Raw genomic sequence first — 20,385 nt, 5'->3', positions numbered from 1 at the left:
TCCACTTCCGACCGGCCCGCCCAGCGGCGGGCGCCTCCCTGCCTCAGGATCTTAGCCCTGTGGTCCTCGGCGGTGTGGCACGTCGTAGTCTTGAGCCATGGCCGACCCCTCGACGTACCGACCCGCCCCGGGCGAGGTCCCCACGTCTCCGGGCGTCTACCGGTTCCTCGACGGGCAGGGCCGGGTCATCTACGTGGGCAAGGCAAAGAACCTGCGTGCCCGCCTGTCCAGCTACTTCCAGGACATCGCCGCTCTCCACCCGCGCACCCAGACGATGGTCACCACCGCTTGCGCCGTGGAGTGGACGGTGGTGTCCACCGAGGTAGAGTCCCTGGCCCTGGAGTACTCCTGGATCAAGGAGTTCAACCCGCGTTTCAACGTCATGTACAAGGACGACAAGTCCTACCCCTACCTGGCCGTTACCATGCAGGAGACCTTCCCCCGGGTCCAGGTCATGCGCGGTGCCCGCAGGCGCGGGACTCGCTACTTCGGCCCCTTCGTGGCGGTGTGGTCCATCCGTGAGACCGTGGACCAGCTGCTGCGCGTCTTCCCGGTGCGCTCCTGCTCTGCGGGGGTGTTCCGCCGCGCCCAGGCCTCTGGGCGCCCGTGCCTGCTGGGCTACATCGACAAGTGCTCAGCTCCCTGCGTGGGGCGTGTCAGCGAGCAGGACCACCGCGCGCTTGCCGAGGACTTCTGCTCCTTCATGGCCGGACGCACCGGCCCCTACCTACGTGAGGTCGACTCCCAGATGAGGGCGGCTGCTGCGGCCCTGGACTTCGAGAAGGCAGCCCGCCTGCGGGACGACGCCGCCGCTCTGCGCAAGGTCATCGAGACCAACGCCGTCGTGCTGCCCGACGCCACCGACGCCGACGTCTTCGCCCTGGTGCGTGACGAGCTGGAGGCCGCTGTCCAGGTCTTTCACGTACGCGGGGGGCGGGTGCGCGGCCAGAGGGGCTGGGTCGTGGACCTGGCAGACAGTCCCGAGGACTCCGAGCTGGTGGAGCGTCTCCTCCAGCAGGTCTACTCCGCGCTCCCGGACCCCGCTGACGACCGCCTGGGGGAGCCCGGCAGCTCGGCAGCCCCTGAAGACGCTGAAGACACGAAAACCGTTGGTAGCGGTACCGGAGGCCCTGAGGCTCCACCCGCCTCGGGGCTCACAACCTCCGTGGGTCTCACGGGTGCCAGGTCGCAGGACTCGAGGCTGCGCGCGCCCCTCCAGTCGTCCGCCTCGCGCCGCCGTGAGGCTGCCGCCACCAGTGTCGATGACGTCGCCCACACCGCGACCACGGCTGTTCCCCGGGAGGTCTTGGTTCCGGTCATGCCGGGCAGCGCCAGCGCAGTGACCGCGTGGCTCTCTCAGCTGCGGGGAGGTCGGGTGGACCTGCGAGTCCCACGCCGTGGTGACAAGGCCTCCCTCCTGGAGACCGTGCGCAGGAACGCCGAGGAGGCCCTGCGCCTGCACAAGGCCAGGCGGGCGGGGGACCTCACCCAGCGCTCCCAGGCGCTGGAGGAGCTGGCTCAGGCCCTGGACCTGCCTGAGGCGCCCCTGCGCATCGAGTGCTACGACGTCTCCCACACCCAGGGCACCTACCAGGTGGGCTCCATGGTGGTCTTTGAGGACGGTGCCCCCGCAAGTCCGACTACCGGCGCTTCACTGTGCGCGGTAGTAACGGTGAGGGGGCCGCGGACGACACGGCCGCCATGGGTGAGGTACTGACCAGGCGCTTCAGGCGGCTTCTTGCGGAGCGCGGTGCTGAGCCCGGGACCGGGCACGACGTGGCCGGAGGTAGAGGCTCAGAGAGGGAGCCAGGAGACAGTGTCGAGGGTGCCAGGGGTGAGGAGCCCATCCCGAGTGTCCTGGTCCCCGACGGTCAGGGCGGGCAGGTGGTTGCTCCTGTCGACGAGGAGGGGGTCCCCGTGGTCTCCGGTCCTGTCGACCCGGCCACGGGCCGGGCACGGCGGTTCAGCTACCTCCCTGGCCTGGTGGTGGTTGACGGAGGCCTCCCCCAGGTCAGCGCCGCCCGGGCGGTGCTCGACGAGCTCGGTGTGGACGTGCCCCTGGTCGGCCTGGCCAAGCGCCTGGAGGAGGTCTGGGTCCCGGGGGAGGAGTTTCCCCTGGTGCTGCCGCGCGGCTCGGCCGCCCTGTACCTCCTCCAGCACCTGCGCGATGAGTCCCACCGCTTCGCTATCACCCACCACCGCAGGAGGCGCTCGGCGGGGATGACCCGCTCGGTGCTGGATGATGTCCCGGGGCTGGGGCCGACGCGTCAGGCCGCTCTGCTGCGTGAGCTCGGCTCCGTGGCACAGATCCGCCAGGCCACACCCGAGCGCCTCGCCCAGGTCAAGGGGATCGGGCCGACCCTGGCCCAGGCTGTTCTTGCCCACCTCACGGCCAGCACCACCGCTGGGTCCCGGGACCAGGGGGAACAGGAGGACAGCAGTCCCGGGGGCTGAGAGGGCTTGTGCTGGGCCAGCCCTGTGGGCAGACTCTGCTCGTGAGGATCCTGCGGGTGTTCAACAACAACGTCGTGCTGGCACGTGACGAGCTGGGCCGTGAGACGGTGGTCACCGGACGGGGTGTCGGCTTCCAGGCCCGGCCCGGCCAGGAGGTCGATGCCAGCCGGGTGGCTCGTCGTTTCGTCCCGGCGCGCAACGCGGGCTCCGTGGGTGAGGTCATTGCCGACATCCCCCTGGAGCGGATCACGCTCATCGAGGAGGCCCTCTCCCGTGCCACGCGCGAGCTGGGGGCGCCGACCCCCTCCTCCACGGTCCTCGCCGTGGTGGACCACGTCAACCAGGCCATGGAGCGGGTGCGGCAGGGCCTGGTCATGGACTACCCCCTACGGGCCGAGGTCGCCCACCTCCACCCCGAGGAGCTGCGCCTAGCCGAGCGGATGATTGACGAGCTTAACGCGGTCCAGGAGGTCCAGCTGCCTGCTGGCGAGGCGACGGCCCTGGCCCTGCACCTCTTCAACGCCGTGGTGGGCAGCCCCTCCGCAGAACGGGCCTGGCAGCAGTCCCGCCTTATCGCCCAGATCTTCGACGTCCTCACACGTGCCTACGGCCAGGACTTCGACCCGGACTCCATCGACGCCGCACGGCTGGCAGCCCACCTTCGCTACTTCCTGACCCGTGTACGCACCGGTGAGCAGGTGGCTGACGGCACTGCGCACGCAGTTGCCCGAGTGCTACGCGAGACCAGGCCGCGGGCCTACCAGATAGCCCTGCGCATACGCGAGCTGCTGGAGCTGCGCCTGGCCAACCCTGTCTCCGCTGATGAGACGGCCTACCTGACCATCCACGTGGCCCGCCTGGAGGACGCGGCCTCCCAGGCGCGGCGCGCTGGCTCGCACACCTCGGAAGCAGTCCTGGACTGACGCCGCTCTGGCTCGACAGAACCACACAGAGTCCCAAGAGTCCGTAGCAGGACCAGAGAACTAGCATAGAACTGTGGTCTATACCAATATGAGGCGACTGTCGATGGCGGTCCCAATGTGGATAACATGGTCCTGGACCGAGGGACGGTCCGATGGATTGTGACCCGATACGGGGCAAGACCTGAGGAACCTGGGTGCTGTGTGCGCCGCGGGGACCTCGGGTCTTTTTTGTTCCCTGAGCGTGTCAACGTGATCAAGGAGGATCGTGATGGCCAAAACCGACTACGCGGCGCTTGCGCCGGACCTGCTTACCAAGGTGGGAGGTCAGGACAACGTCCGTAGCCTGGCCCACTGCGCTACCCGCCTGCGCTTTGTCCTCAAGGACGAGTCCAAGGCCGACACCGAGGCCGTCAAGGCCACCGGCGGCGTGGTCACCGTCGTCCAGGCCGGGGGCCAGTACCAGGTCGTCATCGGCAACGACGTCCCGCAGGCCTACGCCGAGCTCATGAAGATCCTGGGCCCCATGGGTGAGGAGGAGGACGCCCCCGCGGAGCGGAAGAACCCTCTGGACGCCTTCATCTCCCTGGTGTCAGGGATCATCTCGCCCATGCTGTGGACCCTGGCGGGTACAGGCCTGTTCAAGGCCTTCCTCACCATGTTCACCACCCTGGGGTGGCTGGCGGAGGACACCGACACCTACACGGTGCTCTACGCCGCCTCCGACGCCTTCATGAACTTCCTGCCCATGGTCCTGGCGGTGACGGCCGCCCGGCACTTCAAAGCCAACCAGTTCACCTCCATGGCGATCGCCGGGGCACTGGTCTACCCCAGCATCATCGCGCTCAACGAGGCGGGCGGCCCCCATGACTTCTTCGGCATCCCGCTGGTCATGATGAGCTACACCAGCTCGGTCATCCCCATCATCGTGGCCGTGTGGGTGCAGAGCCACCTGGAGAGGCTCTTCATGCGCTATATCCCCAGCGCCTTCCGCAACTTCATGACACCGTGGCTCACCGTCCTCATCATGGTGCCGCTGACCCTGCTCACCATCGGCCCGGCCACCACCTACCTGGCCGACGGCATCGCCGGGGGTGTGCAGTGGCTCTTTGCCACCGTGCCGCTCCTGGGAGGGGCCATCATGGGAGGCCTGTGGCAGGTCTTCGTCATCTTCGGCCTGCACTGGGGCTTCGTCCCCCTCATGACCCAGGAGATCACCACCAACGGCTACTCCGTCATGACCGGTCCGCTCGTGGCCCCCGTCCTGGCCCAGGCCGCCGCCGGCCTGGCAGTCATGCTGCGCTCCAGGGACGCCAAGACCCGCGAGCTCGCCGGCCCCGCCGCGGTCTCCGGCTTCCTCGCCGGAGTCACCGAGCCGGTCATCTACGGCATCAACCTGCCCCGCAGGCTGCCCCTCTACTTCGGCATCGCCGGCGGCGCCGTGGGCGGGGCCATTGGTGCGCTGGCCGGAGCCAGGACCACCTCCGCGGGCGTCTTCCCCTCCATCATCGGCCTGCCGGCCTGGATGGATGCGACTCCCAACGTCCCGCTGTTCCTCGTCGGCGTCGTCGTGGCTGTCGTCATGGCCTTCGTACTGACCTACTTCTTCGGGGTCCGTGACGACGCGGGGCAGGCCGGTACCGCGCCCGGTACCGGGGACGAGGCACCTGGCACCGCCGCGCCGCGCGCCCTGGACGTGGATGCCGCCGAGACCACCGGCGACGTCGACGTCATCGTCACCGCTCCCGTGCCCGGCCGGGTCATCGCCCTGGAGGACGTCCCCGACCCGGTCTTCTCCTCCGGCGTCATGGGCAAGGGCGCGGGGATCGTCCCCGCCGACGGCTCCGTCGTGGCACCTGTGGCCGGCGAGGTGGTAGCGACCACCGACACCGGGCATGCCGTGGGCATCAGGACCGATGACGGCGTCGAGGTCCTCATCCACATCGGCATCGACACCGTCAACATGAAGGGTGAGGGTTTCACCACATCGGTCAGCAAGGGGCAGCGGGTGGTTGCGGGCCAGGAGCTGGTCCGTGTCGACCTCACTAAGGTCGAGGCTGCTGGCTACTCCACCGTCACAGCCCTGCTCGTGACCAACACGGCCGCGCACAAGGAGGTTACCGCCTCTGCCGTCGGGGAGGAGGTGAGTGCCGGGGACCCCGTCGTCATCGTGAGCCGGTGAGACCACTGCACAGTCATCAGTGCGGAGACAGCCACAGACAGCCAGAGACACTAGAGACTGCGTAAAAGCGCAGGCAGACAGAGAAGAAAGGCAACGGACACCATGACAGACACCGCGGTACACACAGTGACAGGCGCACGGGGCACTGCGTCCCGGTTCCCCGACGGCTTCCTGTGGGGTGGCGCTCTGGCGGCCAACCAGTATGAGGGCGCCTACGACGCTGACGGCAAGGGGCTCAGCGTCCAGGACGTCATGCCCCAGGGCATCGTCGGGCCCCGCACCGAGGGGCCCACCCCGGACAACCTCAAGCTGGAGGGCATCGACTTCTACCACCGCTACAAGGAGGACATTGCCCTCCTGGCGGAGATGGGCTTCAAGGTCTTCCGTTTCTCTGTCGCCTGGTCCAGGATCTTCCCCAGCGGGGACGAGACCGAGCCCAACGAGGAGGGGCTGGCCTTCTACGACCGGGTGCTCGACGAGCTGGAGAAGTACGGTATCGAGCCCCTGATCACCATCAGCCACTACGAGACGCCGCTGCACCTGGCCAGGGCCTACAACGGCTGGGCCGACCGGCGCGTGATCGGGTTCTTCGAGCGCTACGCTCGGACCCTCTTCGAGCGCTACGGCAGCCGGGTCAAGTACTGGCTGACCTTCAACGAGATCAACGCCATCCTCCACGAACCGTTTATGGCGGGGGTATCAACACCCCCAAGGACCAGCTCAGCGAGCAGGACCTCTACCAGGCGATCCACCACGAGCTGGTGGCCTCCGCCTCAGTGACCCGCATCGCCCACGAGGTGAACCCCGACCTGAAGGTCGGCTGCATGATCCTGGCGATCCCCTTCTACCCGCTGACCCCGATCCCCGCGACGTGTGGGCGGCCAAGCAGGCCGAGCGTGACAACTACGCCTTCGGCGACGTCCACGTGCGCGGGGCCTACCCGGGCTACTTCCTGCGCAAGCTGGCGGACAAGGGGATCGAGCTGGATATCACCGAGGAGGACCGGCGCACCCTGGCCGAGCACACGGTCGACTTCGTCTCCTTCTCCTACTACATGTCCTCCTGCGAGACGGTCACCCAGGACCGCCAGGCAGGCGGCGGCAACCTCATGGGCGGGGTCACCAACCCTACCCTGGAGGTCTCCCAGTGGGGCTGGGCCATCGACCCCCGGGGGCTGCGCACGATCCTCAACGACTACTGGGACCGCTGGGGCAAGCCTTTGTTCATCGTGGAGAACGGACTGGGGGCGCGTGACGAACTGGTCACCGGGGAGGACGGCCAGCCCACCGTCGAGGACGACTACCGCATCAACTACATGAACGACCACCTGGTGCAGGTTCGTGAGGCCCTCGCTGACGGGGTCGAGGTCATGGGCTACACCTCCTGGGGGTGCATCGACTGCGTGTCTGCCTCCACCGCCCAGCTGTCCAAGCGCTACGGGTTCATCTACGTGGACCGCGACGACGACGGCCAGGGCACCCTGGAGCGCTACCGCAAGAAGTCCTTCGGCTGGTACAAGGGGGTCATTGCCTCCAACGGGGCCGACCTGACGCCGCCGACCGACTGAGACCGACGGGCCAAGACCGACGGGCCAAGACCGACGGGCTGAGACTGACACGCTGACAGCGAGTGGCTGAGGACGTCGTCGGCCGCCACGACCGGTCGCACCGCAGCCTCCGACGAGGGGCGCGGACAGGAACCGTGCCTGCCCGCGCCCCTCGTCGGAGGCTGCGCGCGTGCGAGGCCACGTCTGCCCACGGTGGTGGTCTCGCCTCGGAACTGCGGGACACCCGTGTGCGCGGCCACGGCCCGGCCCTGTCCCGGGGCGCGGCCGGAGGGTTGTCCTCCAGCCGCCCTTCCGGCGTGCCATGCTTGAGCCATGCGTGAACAGGAGCACCCACAGCCTGCCGAGCCCGCTCGCGACCCGCTGAGGGACACGGTTCCTGTGGAGATCCCCGCTATCGACGACGCCGCGCCCCCGGTGCCTCCTGCGGAACGTCCCGAGATGATCATCGTCACCGGGATGTCAGGTGCCGGCCGCTCCCGGGCGGCCGACGCCCTGGAGGACCTGGACTGGTACGTGGTGGACAATCTCCCGCCCCAGCTGCTGCCCGCCCTGGCCGGGATGATGACCACCGTGGGCGCCGGGGTCCACCGGCTGGCTGCCGTGGTCGACGTGCGCAGCCGGGAGTTCTTCGCCCACTTCATGGAGTACCTGCGCCAGGTGCGTGGGGCGGGAACGGAGGTGCGGCTGATATTCCTGGACGCCTCGGACGCGGCGCTGGTCAGGCGCTTCGAGTCCTCGCGCCGCCCCCATCCCCTCCAGGGCACCGCTTCTGTGCTGGAGGGGATCGAGCACGAGCGTACCCTCCTGGCCGGGCTCAAGGGCATGGCTGACATCGTCATCGATACCTCACGCTACTCTGTCCACGAGCTGGCCAGGCGGGTACGCGAACTCGTGGCCCGGGAGTCCGACCTGGCCCTGCGCGTCCACGTCATGTCCTTCGGCTTCAAGTACGGCCTCCCTCTGGACGCCGACCACGTGGTGGACGTGCGCTTCATCCCCAACCCGTTCTGGGTCTCTGAGCTGCGCCACCTTACCGGGCGTGACGCGGCCGTGGCCGACTACGTCTTCGCCCAGGACGGCGCCGCCCCCTTCGTTGACGGCTACGCGGACCTCCTGGCCCCGGCGCTGCCGCACTATGTTGACGAGCTCAAGCCGCACGTCACTATCGCAGTAGGCTGTACCGGCGGGAAGCACCGCTCGGTGGCCTCTGCCGAGCGCATAGGATCCAGGCTGCGACAGGCTGGCTTCGAGGTCGTCGTCCAGCACAGGGACCTGGGACGGGAGTGAGGGCGCCATGGGCACGACGATCGACACGGCTGGGTGGCCCCGACGTGGTGAGGAGGGTCCCGGTGTCGTGGCCCTGGGGGGCGGGCACGGGCTGTCGGCCACGCTGAGGGCGCTGCGCCACCTGACCCACCGGCTGACGGCGGTGGTGACCGTGGCCGACGACGGAGGCTCGTCGGGCCGCCTGCGCCAGGAGTTCGACTGCCTGCCTCCCGGAGACCTGCGCATGGCCCTGGCCTCCATGTGTGACGACTCCGAGTGGGGCCTGACGTGGCGTGACGTCCTCCAACACCGTTTTCATGGTCAGGGCGAGCTGGACAACCACGCGCTGGGCAACCTTCTCATCCTGGCGCTGTGGCAGCTTCTCGGGGACGACGTGGGCGGCCTGGAGTGGGTGGGCAGGCTGCTGTCCATCAACGGCAGAGTAGTTCCCATGTCGTCCTCCCCGCTGGTGATCGAGGCGGACATCGTCAACGGGGACCGGCGGGAACGAGTCTCCGGGCAGGTGGCTGTGGCCTCGGCGCGTGGGCGCATGGAGAACGTCTCCATCGTCCCCCAGGACGCTGACGCCCACCCTGCTGCGCTGGCGGCGATCGACGAGGCCGACTGGGTGGTCCTGGGGCCGGGCTCCTGGTATACCTCCGTGCTGCCCCACCTCATTCTGCCCTCGATGCGCCAGGCCCTGGCCAGCACGCGTGCCAGCAAGGTCATCGTTCTCAACCTCTCCGCCCAGCGCGGGGAGACCGACGGTATGACCAGTGCCGACCACCTGCGTGTCCTGGCGGACTATGCCCCTGAGGTGAGGGCTGACGTGGTCCTGGCCGACCCCTCGACCGTGGAGGACATCGACGACCTGGCCCGTGTGGCCTCCTCCTTAGGGGCGACCCTGGTCCTGCGGCAGGTGCGTACCGGGGAGGCGCGCCTCCACCATGACCCCCTCCGGCTGGCGGCGGCCTTTCGTGACGCCTTCGAGGGCGCCATCGGGGACGTGGGAGACGCCGCTCACTGGCATCGCGGCGGCACGCCCAGCCTCCTGGGCGGCGGTACTGAGTAGTATCACAGCCCAGTTCCATAGTATCTTCTCTGGACCCGCAACCGATCCAGAGAACTTTCTTCATACTCCTCTCGCACCTCGCGTCATAACCGTCATATGTTGTCGCACCTGGGTCCCCTGCGCGCGCAGGCACGTACCTAGACAGTTCCTGCGTGCCGCCGGGGACCTGGGTGACAACCTATCGCTAGCAGTCAGGAGCCTTCTCATGTCGCTGACGGTCACCGTCAAGGACGAGCTCTCGGGCGTCGTCGCCGAGAACACGGCGCAGAAACGCGCTGAGGTGTCGGCCATGCTGCGCTTCGCCGGAGGACTGCACATTGTCTCCCAGCGCCTCGTGGTGGAGGTAGAGCTCGACCACGGCGCCACGGTGCGTCGGCTCCACCGCTACCTCAGGGAGCTCTTCGGTATGGACGCGGAGGTCCTCGTGGTCCAGGGAGGGTCGCTGCACCGGGGCTCGCGCTACCTGCTGCGTGTAGCGGACCGGGGCAAGGACCTGGCCCGCCTGTCCGGCCTGGTGGACGAGCACGGCCGCCCGGTGCGCGGGATGCCGGTGGCCGTGGTCCAGGGCGGGCGCAACGCCGCTGCGGCAGCGTGGCGGGGAGCCTTCCTCGCCCGGGGGTCGTTGACCGAGCCCGGTCGCTCCTCCTCCCTGGAGGTCACCTGCCCCGGCTCAGAGGCGGCGCTGGCCCTGGTGGGGGCGGCCCGCCGCTTCGACGTGGTAGCCAAGGCCCGTGAGGTGCGTGGCGCCGACCGGGTGGTCGTACGTGACGGGGAGTCGATCGGCATCATCCTGGACCGGATGGGTGCCCCGGAGGCCAACAGGACCTGGTCCGAGAGACGCTCGCGCAGGGAGTCGCGAGGCACCGCTAACCGTCTGGCCAACTTTGACGACGCCAACCTGCGGCGCTCTGCCCGGGCCGCTGTCGCCTCCGGGGCCCGTGTGGAGCGTGCCTTCGAGATCCTCGGTGACGACGTCCCGGCACACCTGCTTCAGGCTGGCAGGCTGCGCATGGAGCACAAGCAGGCCTCGCTGGAGGAGCTAGGGCACCTCTCCGACCCGCAGCTGACCAAGGACGCGGTGGCCGGCCGAATCCGTCGTCTGCTGGCGATGGCCGACAAGCGCGCCCACGACCTGGGGGTGCCCGACACCGAGTCGGTCCTGACCCAGGACATGCTGGATCCCTGAGCTGCCTGCGGGGCCTGGCCGGGTCCTGGGAGGGACTCTGGTCCCACGACCGCGGTCGGTGCAGGTCACGGCCTGGTTGCCGCAGGCTGCCGCCCTTGTGCCTGTTCGCCCGTGGCGTTCCTAGTGCCGGTGGGAGGCTCGCCAGCGCGGTAGGGGTGTGGATAGACTCTGTGCTGCCGGGTGCGACGGGTCTCCTTCTGTGAGGAGGTACGTGGAGCCCGGGGCACACTCCGGTGTGCGAACGACCCCAGAAACCGTGCGTCTGCGGGCGCACTAGGAGGACGCAAAAAGTGACTACCCGAGTTGGTATCAACGGCTTCGGCCGCATCGGCCGCAACTTCTTCCGCGCCGCCCTGGAGCAGGGAGCGGACCTTGAGGTCGTCGCAGTCAACGACCTCACGGACAACAAGACCCTGGCCCACCTGCTGAAGTACGACTCCATCCTCGGTCGCTTCAACGGCGAGGTCTCCTACGACGAGGAGGGCATCACCGTCAACGGCGCGCACATCAAGGTGCTTGCCGAGCGCAACCCCGCCGACCTCCCCTGGGGCGACCTCGGCGTCGAGGTCGTCGTGGAGTCCACCGGCTTCTTCACCGACGGTGAGAAGGCCAAGGCCCACATCGACGGCGGTGCCAAGAAGGTGGTCATCTCCGCGCCCGCGAAGAACGTCGACGGCACGTTTGTCATGGGCGTCAACGAGGCCTCCTACGACTCGGCCACGATGAACATCGTGTCCAACGCCTCCTGCACCACCAACTGCCTCGCCCCCCTGGCCAAGGTCCTCAACGACAAGTTCGGGATCGTCCAGGGAATCATGACCACGGTGCACTCTTACACCGGTGACCAGCGCCTGCTGGACGCCCCCCATGGCGACCTGCGCCGCGCCCGCGCCGCCGCCCTGTCCATGATCCCCACCAAGACCGGTGCCGCCCAGGCAGTCGCCCTGGTCATCCCCGAGCTCCAGGGCAAGTTCGACGGCCTGGCCGTACGCGTCCCTACTCCGACCGGCTCCCTGACCGACCTGACCTTCCAGGCCGAGAAGGAGGTCTCCGTGGACGCGGTCAAGGCTGCGGTCAAGGAGGCTGCCGAGGGCGAGCTCAAGGGCATCCTGGCCTACACCGAGGACCCGATCGTCTCCGCTGACATCGTGGGCGACCCCCACTCCTCGATCTTCGACGCCAACGAGACCAAGGTGATCGGCAACCTGGTCAAGGTCCTGTCCTGGTACGACAACGAGTGGGGCTACTCCAACCGCCTGGTGGACCTCACCGAGTACGTCGCCGAGCGCCTCTGACAGCGCTCGCCGCGAGTACGACCACGATGCTCCACTGACTGCGCCCGTGCACGCGCACCCCTCGCGTGCACGGGCGCAGTCCCGTTTCTTCCAGAAAATTCCGGCAAATGACCGACTGATGAGAGGTGTCAGCTTCCTATGAAGACCATCGAGTCCCTGGGTGACCTTGCGGGCAGGCGGGTCCTGGTTCGCTCCGACTTCAACGTCCCGCTGGACGCCGACAAGAACATCACTGACGACGGCAGGATCCAGGCAGCCCTGCCGACCCTGCGCCGACTGCTCGACGCGGGGGCGAAGGTTGTCGTCGCCGCCCACCTGGGACGCCCCAAGGGACAGGTCAACCCTGACTTCTCCCTGGCACCCGTGGCGACCCGCCTGGCCGAGGTCACCGGCACAACGGTGACTCTTGCTGAGGACACCGTGGGCCCCTCCGCCAAGGCGGCTGTGGAGGCCCTGGGCGACGGTGAGATCGTCCTGCTGGAGAACGTGCGCTTCAGCGCCGCCGAGACCTCCAAGGACGACGCGGAACGTGAGGCCTTCGCCGCTCAGCTTGCGGCCCTGGCCGACGTGTTCGTCTCCGACGGCTTCGGCGTGGTCCACCGCAAGCAGGCCTCTGTCTACGACGTCGCCAAGATCCTGCCCTCAGCCGCGGGCCTGCTGGTGGTCAAGGAGATCGAGGCCCTGGGAAGGGCCGTCAACGACCCCAGACGCCCCTACACCGTGGTCCTGGCGGGTCCAAGGTCTCCGACAAGCTCGGTGTCATCGCCAACCTCCTGGGTAAGGCGGACCGCCTGGTCATTGGCGGTGGTATGGCCTACACGTTCCTGGCCGCACAGGGCTACGGGGTGGGCACCTCCCTGCTGGAGAAGGACCAGATCGACACGGTCAAGGGCTACATCGACACCGCGGGCGAGCGTGGCGTCGAGCTGCTGCTGCCTGTTGACACCGTGGTCGCCCCTGAGCTCGCCGCCGACGCGCCCGCTAGCGTTGTCGCCTCCGAGGCCATCCCGGCCGACCAGATGGGCCTGGATATCGGTCCGCAGACACGTGCCCGGTTCGCCGAGGCCATCGCCTCCTCCAGCACCGTGGTGTGGAACGGTCCTATGGGCGTGTTCGAGCTCGAGGCCTTCGCCGAGGGCACCAAGGCAGTGGCCCAGGCCATCAGTGACTCCGAGGCGTTCTCGGTCATCGGTGGGGGTGACTCCGCGGCCGCGGTGCGCACCCTGGGCTTCGACGAGTCCGCCTTCTCCCATATCTCCACAGGTGGTGGTGCCTCCCTGGAGCTCCTGGAGGGCAAGACTCTGCCCGGCATCGCCGTCCTGGAGGACTGACTGAGCCTCTGCCGAGCCGTCCTCGTCCCACACAGCACACAGCTACGTAACTCAACACGACTGAAGGTGTCACAATGAGCAACCGCACTCCTCTTATGGCGGGCAACTGGAAGATGAACCTGGACCACCTGGAGGCCAACCACTTGGTCCAGGGCCTGGACATGGAGCTGAAGGACCGCGACCACGACTACGACAGGTGCGAGGTCGTCGTCATCCCCCGTTCACCGATCTGCGCTCCGTCCAGACCGTGGTCGAGGCCGACAGCCTGGCGATCAGGTACGGGGCCCAGGACGTCTCCACCCACGACAACGGTGCCTACACCGGTGAGATCTCCACCTCCATGCTCTCCAGGCTCGGGGTGTCCTACGTGGTCATGGGTCACTCTGAGCGCCGTGAGTACCACGGAGAGTCCGACCAGCTCGTCGGTGCCAAGGCCCGCAAGGTGCTTGACGCCGACATGACTCCGATCCTGTGCTGCGGCGAGGCCCTGGCGGTACGCAAGGCGGGCACGCACGTGGACTTTGTCCTGGGGCAGATTCGTGCCGCCCTGGAGGGGTGGAGCGCCGAGGACGTCGCCAGGATCGTCATCGCCTACGAGCCCATCTGGGCCATTGGCACCGGTGAGACCGCGACCGCCCAGGATGCCCAGGAGGTCTGCGGCGCGATCCGCCAGGCACTGCGTGCCGACTACGGTGACGCGACAGCGGAGGCCACCCGGATCCTGTACGGCGGCTCCGCCAAGCCGGACAACATCAAGGAGCTCATGGCCCAGGAGGACATTGACGGCGCTCTTGTGGGAGGTGCCTCCCTCAAGGCGGACTCCTTTGCCGCTATGGCTCACTTCTACGCCTGACAGCCTCCTCAGGTGCCTGGCCGTCTGCTCTGGCCGACACGACGTGTCGGCCAGAGCAGACGGCCAGCGCCACCTCACACCCGGTTGCCTCCAGTGGTCCCCGATGGCGGGTAGGCTTCGGCACAGACAGGACCGCGGGGCCTACGGCCCCCATGACGAAGGGAACGTAGGGGAACACGGTATGGACGCGCTGCGTGTCATTCTCCAGGTGCTGCTCGTGCTCTCGAGCTTCTTCCTCATTATGTCCATCCTCCTGCACAAGGGGAAGGGAGGCGGCCTGTCGGACATGTTCGGCGGTGGGATCTCCTCCTCCGCAGGCTCCTCCGGCGTGGCTGAGCGCAACCTCAACCGGATCACGGTGGCCGTGGCACTGACCTGGGCACTGACGATCGTGGGTCTTGGCCTCATTACCAGGTTCTCCTGAGGCTGGGCAGGCCACGGGCACCCGGGCTACCGGCAGCGACCCGCGTGGCGACACCCTGGAGCGCGCGCTGCGGGGGTACCTCGCGCACCTGCGGGTCGAGCGGGGCCTGAGCCCTCACACGCTGTCGGCCTACGAGCGGGATCTGGCCCGCTACACCCGCTACCTGCGCCACAGCGGCGTGCACGATCCCGCCTCAGCCACCCCCGAGCACGTCAGCAGCTTCCTGGAGGCGCTGCGCACAGGCGCTGATGGCGCGCGCACCCTGGCTGTCTCCTCAGCCTCCCGGACGCTCACGGCGGTGCGTGGCTGGCACCGCTTCCTCCTGGAAGAGGGAACCACGAGCGAGGACCCGGCTGCTGGCGTGCGGCCTCCTCAGCTGGGGCGGCGTCTGCCCAAGGCGCTCAGCATTGAGGAGGTCGGTCGTCTCCTGGAGGCCGCTGGCAGCGGAGACAGCCCGGTCAGCCTGCGTGATCGGGCGCTGCTGGAGGTGCTCTACGCCACGGGGGCGCGGATCTCCGAGGCCGTGGGCCTGGTCGTCGACGACCTGGATCCCGGCTCCGGTGTCCTGCGCCTGTTCGGGAAGGGCCGCAAGGAGCGGGTCGTGCCGGTCGGGGGTTACGCCTGGACGGCCCTGGAGGCCTACCTGGTGCGCGGCAGGCCGGTCCTGGCGGAGAAGGGTCGGGGAGTACCAGAGGTGTTCCTCAACACGCTGGGCAGGCCCCTGAGCAGGCAGAGCGCGTGGGCCGTCCTGCAGGCTGCGGCCCGACGGGCAGGCCTGTCTGGCGGCCAGGACGTGGCCGGGCAGCGTCACGTCTCCCCGCACACGCTGCGTCACTCCTTCGCCACGCACCTCCTGTCCGGGGGAGCGGACATACGCGTGGTCCAGGAGATGCTGGGGCACGCCTCAGTGACAACGACCCAGGTCTACACCAAGGTGACTGTAGACCACCTGCGGGAGGTCTACGCGACCAGCCATCCCAGGGCACGCGACTAGGCGTCCAGGACGCGCGGCCGGTCGTGGCCGGTCCGTGGCTCAGCAGCCGGGCAACGGGGCGTGTCTCCGGGGTGCGGGCGTCAGCACTGGGGTGTCGGCTAGTCTGGGAGACGTGAGCGACACCGACCAGTCCGGACTGTACGACCTGCCCACCTTTGAGGAGGCTGAGGAGGCTGAGGAGTCTGAGGAGTCTGAAGAGGCTGAGGAGAGAGCCTTTGCTGTTCCTGAGCCCCTGGTCTCCCACGGTCCTGCCCGTGTCGTGTCCATGTGCAACCAGAAGGGCGGGGTGGGCAAGACTACGACCACTATCAACCTGGGAGCTGCCCTGGCCGAGTACGGGCGCCGGGTGCTCATCGTGGACTTCGACCCACAGGGGGCCGCCTCAGCCGGCCTGGGTATCAACGCCCACGAGCTGGAGTCCACCATCTACGACCATCTGGTGGCGGCGCACCCCGACGTGCGTACGGTCATACACCCCACCACGGTCCCGGACCTGGACATCGTCCCGGCCAACATCGACCTGTCCGCAGCCGAGGTCCAGCTGGTCAACGAGGTAGCCCGCGAACAGGCTCTCAAGAGGGTGCTCCGTCCTGTCCTGGACGACTACGACGTCGTGCTCGTGGACTGCCAGCCCTCCCTGGGGCTGCTCACCGTCAACGCGTTAACGGCCTCCCACGGGGTTATTATCCCCCTGGAGACTGAGTTCTTCGCGCTGCGCGGCGTCGCCCTCCTGGTGGAGACGGTGGAGCGTGTCAAGGACCGCCTCAACGCCAGCCTCACGATCGACGGCATCTTGGCGACCATGGTGGACACCCGGACGCTGCATTCTCGGGAGGTCCTGGAGCGCCTGGAGGAGGCCTTCGGCGAGCTGCTCCTGGACACACGTATCCGGCGTACTGTCAAGTTCCCTGACGCCTCCGTAGCCAGTGAGCCGATCACGAGCTACGCCCCCTCCCACCCGGGTGCCAAGGCCTACCGTCGTCTGGCCCGCGAGGTCATCGCCCGCGGCGATGTCGCCTGAGCCCCTGACGCCTGCCAGGGACCCCGCTACCTCCAGGCACCAGCCGCATGGTCCGGCCCCGAACCAGGAGGTTACCGGGACGCAGACGACTGTCCGGCTGCCGGGATTCAGCGTCGCCCTGCCGCAGTTCGAGGGGCCTTTTGACCTGCTGCTCAGCCTGATCGCCCGTAGGCGCCTGGACGTCACCGAGCTGGCCCTGGCCGAGGTTACTGACGACTTTATCGCCTACATGCGCTCCGACGGGGACCTGGAGCACGCCTCCGAGTTCCTCGTTGTGGCTGCCACGCTGCTGGCGCTCAAGGCGCACCGGCTGCTGCCCCGGGAGGAGGACGAGGAGGACCCAGACCTGGAGCTGCTGGAGGCGCGCGACCTCCTATTCGCCAGGCTCCTGCAGTACCGGGCCTTCAAGGAGGCGGCAGGAGCCTTCCGGGAGCTGGCCGAGGCCGCCTCGCGCAGCTACCCGCGCCTGGTCAGCCTGGACCCCCGCCTGGCCGCCCTGATGCCCCCTCTGGTCGCCACCGTGACACCTGAGGAGCTGGCCCGTGCCGCGGCCTCGGCCCTGAGCCGTCCCAGGGACCCGGGCGTCCAGACCCTCCACCTCCATGAGCGGGTCGCCGTGGGCGAGCAGACAGGGCTTGTCGCTGAGCGGCTCAGGCGTCATGGCCGCCTGACCTTTACCGAGCTGACCCACGACGCCGACAGGGTTGCCGTGGTCGTCGCGCGATTCCTGGGGCTGCTCCTGCTGCACCGTCAGGGTAGCGCCGAGCTGGAGCAGACGGAGGCCATGGGTGAGATCACGGTGACCTGGTGTGCCGACCAGGAGGATCTGGAGGGCATAGTAGAGGCTGACGTGGAGGAGGAGTTCTCATGACACAGGCCCAGGTGCGTGCTCTCGCACCTGGCGGCGGGACCGGGGCCACCGACCAGGAGACGGCCACGGCCGCACCGGGCACACCGCACCAGGTCGGGCTGCGCGGTGCTGTGGAGGCGGTGCTGGTCGTGGCCGACGAGCCGGTGACCACCGCTGCCCTGGCGCAGGCCCTCGACCTGGGTCAGGAGGAGACCCGGGCGCTCCTGGAGGGGCTCGCTTCCGAGTACCGCGGGGAGGTGCCCGGCAGCCGTGAGCGCGGCTTCGTCCTGCAGCAGGTGGGTGAAGGCTGGCGGCTGGCCTCGGGTGCCCGCTACAGCGAGGTGGTGGAGCGCTTCGTTGTCGGCAGCGCCACGGCCAGGCTGTCGCAGGCCGCCTTGGAGACCCTGGCAGTCATCGCCTACCGTCAGCCTGTCACCAGGAGCAGGGTCGCTGCCGTCCGGGGGGTTAGCGTGGACGGTGTGGTACGGACCCTCCGCGCCCGCGGGCTCATTGAGGAGGACGGCACCGAGTCCTCCGGGGCGGTCCTCTACCGCACCAGCGCCGAGTTCCTGGAGTACCTAGGTATCAGCTCCTTGGAGGAGCTGCCCGCGCTGGCACCCTATCTCCCCGCTCAGGAGGACCTGGCGGACCTGGACGACGAGGTCAGCGAGCTGACGAGCCCGGCAGGTGTGCAGGAGGCAGGCGGACGTGCTGACCGGTGAGGGGCGGCAGACCCGGCAACCTGACAGAAAGGAGAGGCAGTGGCGGACAGACTGAGCAGTCCCGGGCTGGGACCGGTAGGAGAACTCGGCGCGGAGGAGTTCTACGATGACGACGACGTCGAGGACCTGGGTGAGGACGCTGGTGCCAAGGCCCTGGCCGCCTTCGACTCCGAGGCGGTCGCCGAGGACGAGGAGACCCGGATGCTTGCCGAGCGGGCACGGACAGCGCGCGGTGGGGCCGATGACCCGCACGTGGTTGGCGGGCAGCGTCTTCAAAAGGTCCTGGCCCATGCCGGGGTGGCCTCCCGCCGCGTCTGTGAGGCAATGATCGCCGCCGGACGGGTCAGTGTCGGTGGGGTTGTCGTCACCGAGCCCGGGCTGCGGGTGGACCCGCTTAACCAGGAGATCCGGGTGGACGGCTCCCGGGTGCTCACCGACCCGGGGCTGCTCACGCTTGTCCTCCACAAGCCTGCAGGTGTGGTCACCACCATGGAGGACCCGCAGGGGCGGCCCACCGTCGCCCGCTACGCCCGTGACTACCTAGCCGACCACTCCGAGCTGTCCCCGGCCACACGCCTGGTCCACGTGGGACGCCTGGACACTCAGACCGAGGGCCTTCTCCTGCTGTCCAACGACGGGGAGCTCTCCCACCGGCTTATGCACCCCCGCTTCGAGATCGCCAAGACCTACGTCGCCGTTGTTGAGGGGGAGGTCGAGCGCTGGGTCCCGCGAAGGCTGAGGCAAGGCATCGAGCTCGACGACGGTCCCGTCCAGGCGGACCGGGTCACGGTCAAGGACACCAGTGCGCGGGGCTCGATCGTGGAGGTCACCCTCCACTGTGGGCGCAACCGGGTCGTCAGGCGCATGCTGGACGCAGTGGGGCACCCGGTGACGCGGCTGGTTCGGACCAGGCTGGGGCCGCTGGGCCTAGGTCGGCTTGCTCCCGGCCAGGTCAGGGCTCTGACGCAGGACGAGGTCGCGGCGCTCCAACGTGAGGTCGGGCTGTGAGCGGGGAGCACGGGGCGCAGCCGGTGTCCACGAAGGGGCCCGTGCTCGTCGTGGGGACCGGGCTGCTGGGCACCTCCCTGGCTCTGGCGCTGACGTCGGCAGGGGTCGAGGTCCAGCTGGAGGACAGCTCGCCGACCAGCCTGTCCCTGGCCCGGGACATGGGCGCTGGACGGCCGCGCCTGGAGGTAGACGCCGAGCCCCGGATAGTGGTCGTGGCTACCCCGCCGGACGTGGCCGCCGACGTGGTGGTGCGCCAGCTGGCGGCCCATCCCCGGGCCGTGGTCACGGACGTGGCCTCCGTCAAGGAGCAGGTCGCTACAGAGGTCCGTGCCCGTGCCGACCAGGCGGCACGTCGGTACGTGGGCAGCCACCCGATGGCCGGGCGGGAGCGCTCCGGGGCGGGCAGCGCCGACTCCGACCTTTTCGCCGGGAGGCCCTGGGTGGTCGTGGGGGAGGGGGCTGATCCCTCGGCCGAGCTGGTGGTGCGCAGCCTGGCGACCGACGTCGGCGCCACGCCGGTGCGCATGGGGGCTGCTGAGCACGACGTCGCGGTGGCGGCAGTCTCCCACCTCCCCCAGCTGGTCTCCTCCCTGGTGGCTGCCCGCCTGGAGAAGGCCAGCGACTCCGCCCTGGCGCTGGCCGGGCAGGGTCTCCGGGACGTGACACGTGTGGCGGCCTCCGACCCGAGGCTGTGGTCGGCCATCATCGTCGGTAACGCCGCCCCGGTGGCCGGGCTGCTGCGCGAGCTGCGCGAGGACCTGGACCTGCTGCTGCGCGGTGTGGAGGCCGCCGTCTTCGAGCCCGGCAGCCCTGGCTATCCTGGCGACACAGGGCGGGGTGACGCCTCCACGCTCGCCCCGGGGGCTGTTGGCGCTGTCAGTGACCTTATGACCCGAGGTGGTCGTGGCCGGGCACGTATTCCGGGCAAGCACGGAGGCGCCCCGCGGCGCTACCGTGAGGTCCAGGTGCTCGTGCCTGACTCCGTCGGCTCCCTGGGCAGGCTCTTTGCCGACATTGGCGAGGTCGGTGTCAATATCGAGGACTTCGCCCTGGAGCACTCGGCCGGGCAGAGCGTGGGCCTGGCTGTGGTCTCGGTGCTGCCCAGCGCCGCGCAGGGCCTGGAGGAGGCCCTGGACCAGCGGGGCTGGCGGGTGGTAGTCACCTAGGAGTCGCCTCCCACCCTCCCGAGACAGCAGACAGGCGACAGAAATGTCATAGGACAGCAGGCAGCATGGTGTCC

The 20,385-nt window shown here is 68.8% G+C and carries 13 protein-coding genes and 4 pseudogenes; all 17 read left to right on the top strand.

Annotated features, from left to right (window positions below; genetic code table 11):
- The first annotated feature begins 97 nt into the window (after window positions 1–97).
- A pseudogene (gene uvrC, locus D5R93_RS06855) lies at window positions 98–2,454 on the top strand (excinuclease ABC subunit UvrC).
- A gap of 41 nt (window positions 2,455–2,495) precedes the next feature.
- Window positions 2,496–3,377: a PRD domain-containing protein gene (locus tag D5R93_RS06850; protein WP_120205882.1), complete on the top strand. Its 882-nt coding sequence runs from the start codon at window positions 2,496–2,498 to the stop codon at window positions 3,375–3,377.
- Window positions 3,378–3,645: 268 nt separating this feature from the next.
- Window positions 3,646–5,556 (top strand): beta-glucoside-specific PTS transporter subunit IIABC, encoded by a 1,911-nt coding sequence (locus D5R93_RS06845; protein ID WP_120204479.1) that lies wholly within the window; start codon window positions 3,646–3,648, stop codon window positions 5,554–5,556.
- A gap of 102 nt (window positions 5,557–5,658) precedes the next feature.
- Window positions 5,659–7,123 (top strand): annotated as a pseudogene (locus tag D5R93_RS06840) (family 1 glycosylhydrolase).
- 312 nt (window positions 7,124–7,435) lie between these two features.
- Window positions 7,436–8,410 (top strand): RNase adapter RapZ, encoded by a 975-nt coding sequence (gene rapZ, locus D5R93_RS06835; protein WP_119835088.1) that lies wholly within the window; start codon window positions 7,436–7,438, stop codon window positions 8,408–8,410.
- Between the two features lie 7 nt (window positions 8,411–8,417).
- On the top strand, window positions 8,418–9,461 hold the full coding sequence (locus D5R93_RS06830; protein WP_119835087.1) for a gluconeogenesis factor YvcK family protein: 1,044 nt from the start codon (window positions 8,418–8,420) through the stop codon (window positions 9,459–9,461).
- A 205-nt stretch (window positions 9,462–9,666) separates the two neighbouring features.
- Entirely contained in the window at window positions 9,667–10,647 is a 981-nt protein-coding gene (whiA, locus tag D5R93_RS06825) for a DNA-binding protein WhiA (protein ID WP_119835086.1), read from the top strand.
- A 290-nt stretch (window positions 10,648–10,937) separates the two neighbouring features.
- Window positions 10,938–11,942, top strand: a complete 1,005-nt coding sequence (gap, locus tag D5R93_RS06820) for a type I glyceraldehyde-3-phosphate dehydrogenase (RefSeq protein ID WP_120204477.1) — start codon at window positions 10,938–10,940, stop codon at window positions 11,940–11,942.
- 138 nt (window positions 11,943–12,080) lie between these two features.
- Window positions 12,081–13,273 (top strand): annotated as a pseudogene (locus tag D5R93_RS06815) (phosphoglycerate kinase).
- Window positions 13,274–13,347: 74 nt separating this feature from the next.
- Window positions 13,348–14,126 (top strand): annotated as a pseudogene (gene tpiA / locus D5R93_RS06810) (triose-phosphate isomerase).
- A 181-nt stretch (window positions 14,127–14,307) separates the two neighbouring features.
- Entirely contained in the window at window positions 14,308–14,550 is a 243-nt protein-coding gene (gene secG, locus D5R93_RS06805; RefSeq protein WP_119835082.1) for a preprotein translocase subunit SecG, read from the top strand.
- A gap of 67 nt (window positions 14,551–14,617) precedes the next feature.
- Window positions 14,618–15,544, top strand: a complete 927-nt coding sequence (locus tag D5R93_RS06800) for a site-specific tyrosine recombinase XerD (RefSeq protein ID WP_120205879.1) — start codon at window positions 14,618–14,620, stop codon at window positions 15,542–15,544.
- A 112-nt stretch (window positions 15,545–15,656) separates the two neighbouring features.
- Window positions 15,657–16,565, top strand: a complete 909-nt coding sequence (locus D5R93_RS06795; RefSeq protein WP_205570013.1) for a ParA family protein — start codon at window positions 15,657–15,659, stop codon at window positions 16,563–16,565.
- Window positions 16,555–17,436 carry a segregation and condensation protein A gene (locus D5R93_RS06790; RefSeq protein ID WP_120204476.1) on the top strand — a complete coding sequence of 294 codons (882 nt, stop codon included), beginning with the start codon at window positions 16,555–16,557 and terminating at the stop codon, window positions 17,434–17,436. Before D5R93_RS06795 ends, D5R93_RS06790 begins: the two co-directional genes overlap by 11 nt.
- Window positions 17,433–18,137, top strand: coding sequence for an SMC-Scp complex subunit ScpB (scpB, locus tag D5R93_RS06785; protein ID WP_119835079.1), 705 nt, complete (start codon window positions 17,433–17,435; stop codon window positions 18,135–18,137). The genes D5R93_RS06790 and scpB overlap by 4 nt, the downstream gene beginning before the upstream one ends.
- 39 nt (window positions 18,138–18,176) lie before the next feature.
- Entirely contained in the window at window positions 18,177–19,145 is a 969-nt protein-coding gene (locus D5R93_RS06780; RefSeq protein WP_205570012.1) for a pseudouridine synthase, read from the top strand.
- Window positions 19,142–20,311 (top strand): prephenate dehydrogenase, encoded by a 1,170-nt coding sequence (locus D5R93_RS06775; RefSeq protein WP_120204475.1) that lies wholly within the window; start codon window positions 19,142–19,144, stop codon window positions 20,309–20,311. The genes D5R93_RS06780 and D5R93_RS06775 overlap by 4 nt, the downstream gene beginning before the upstream one ends.
- Window positions 20,312–20,385: the final 74 nt, after the last annotated feature.

The organism is Actinomyces lilanjuaniae (assembly GCF_003606385.1).
In the GTDB taxonomy this organism is placed as follows: domain Bacteria; phylum Actinomycetota; class Actinomycetes; order Actinomycetales; family Actinomycetaceae; genus Actinomyces; species Actinomyces lilanjuaniae.
The sequence above is the reverse complement of the archived record's forward strand: the minus strand, read 5'-3'. Positions and strand labels throughout refer to the sequence as shown.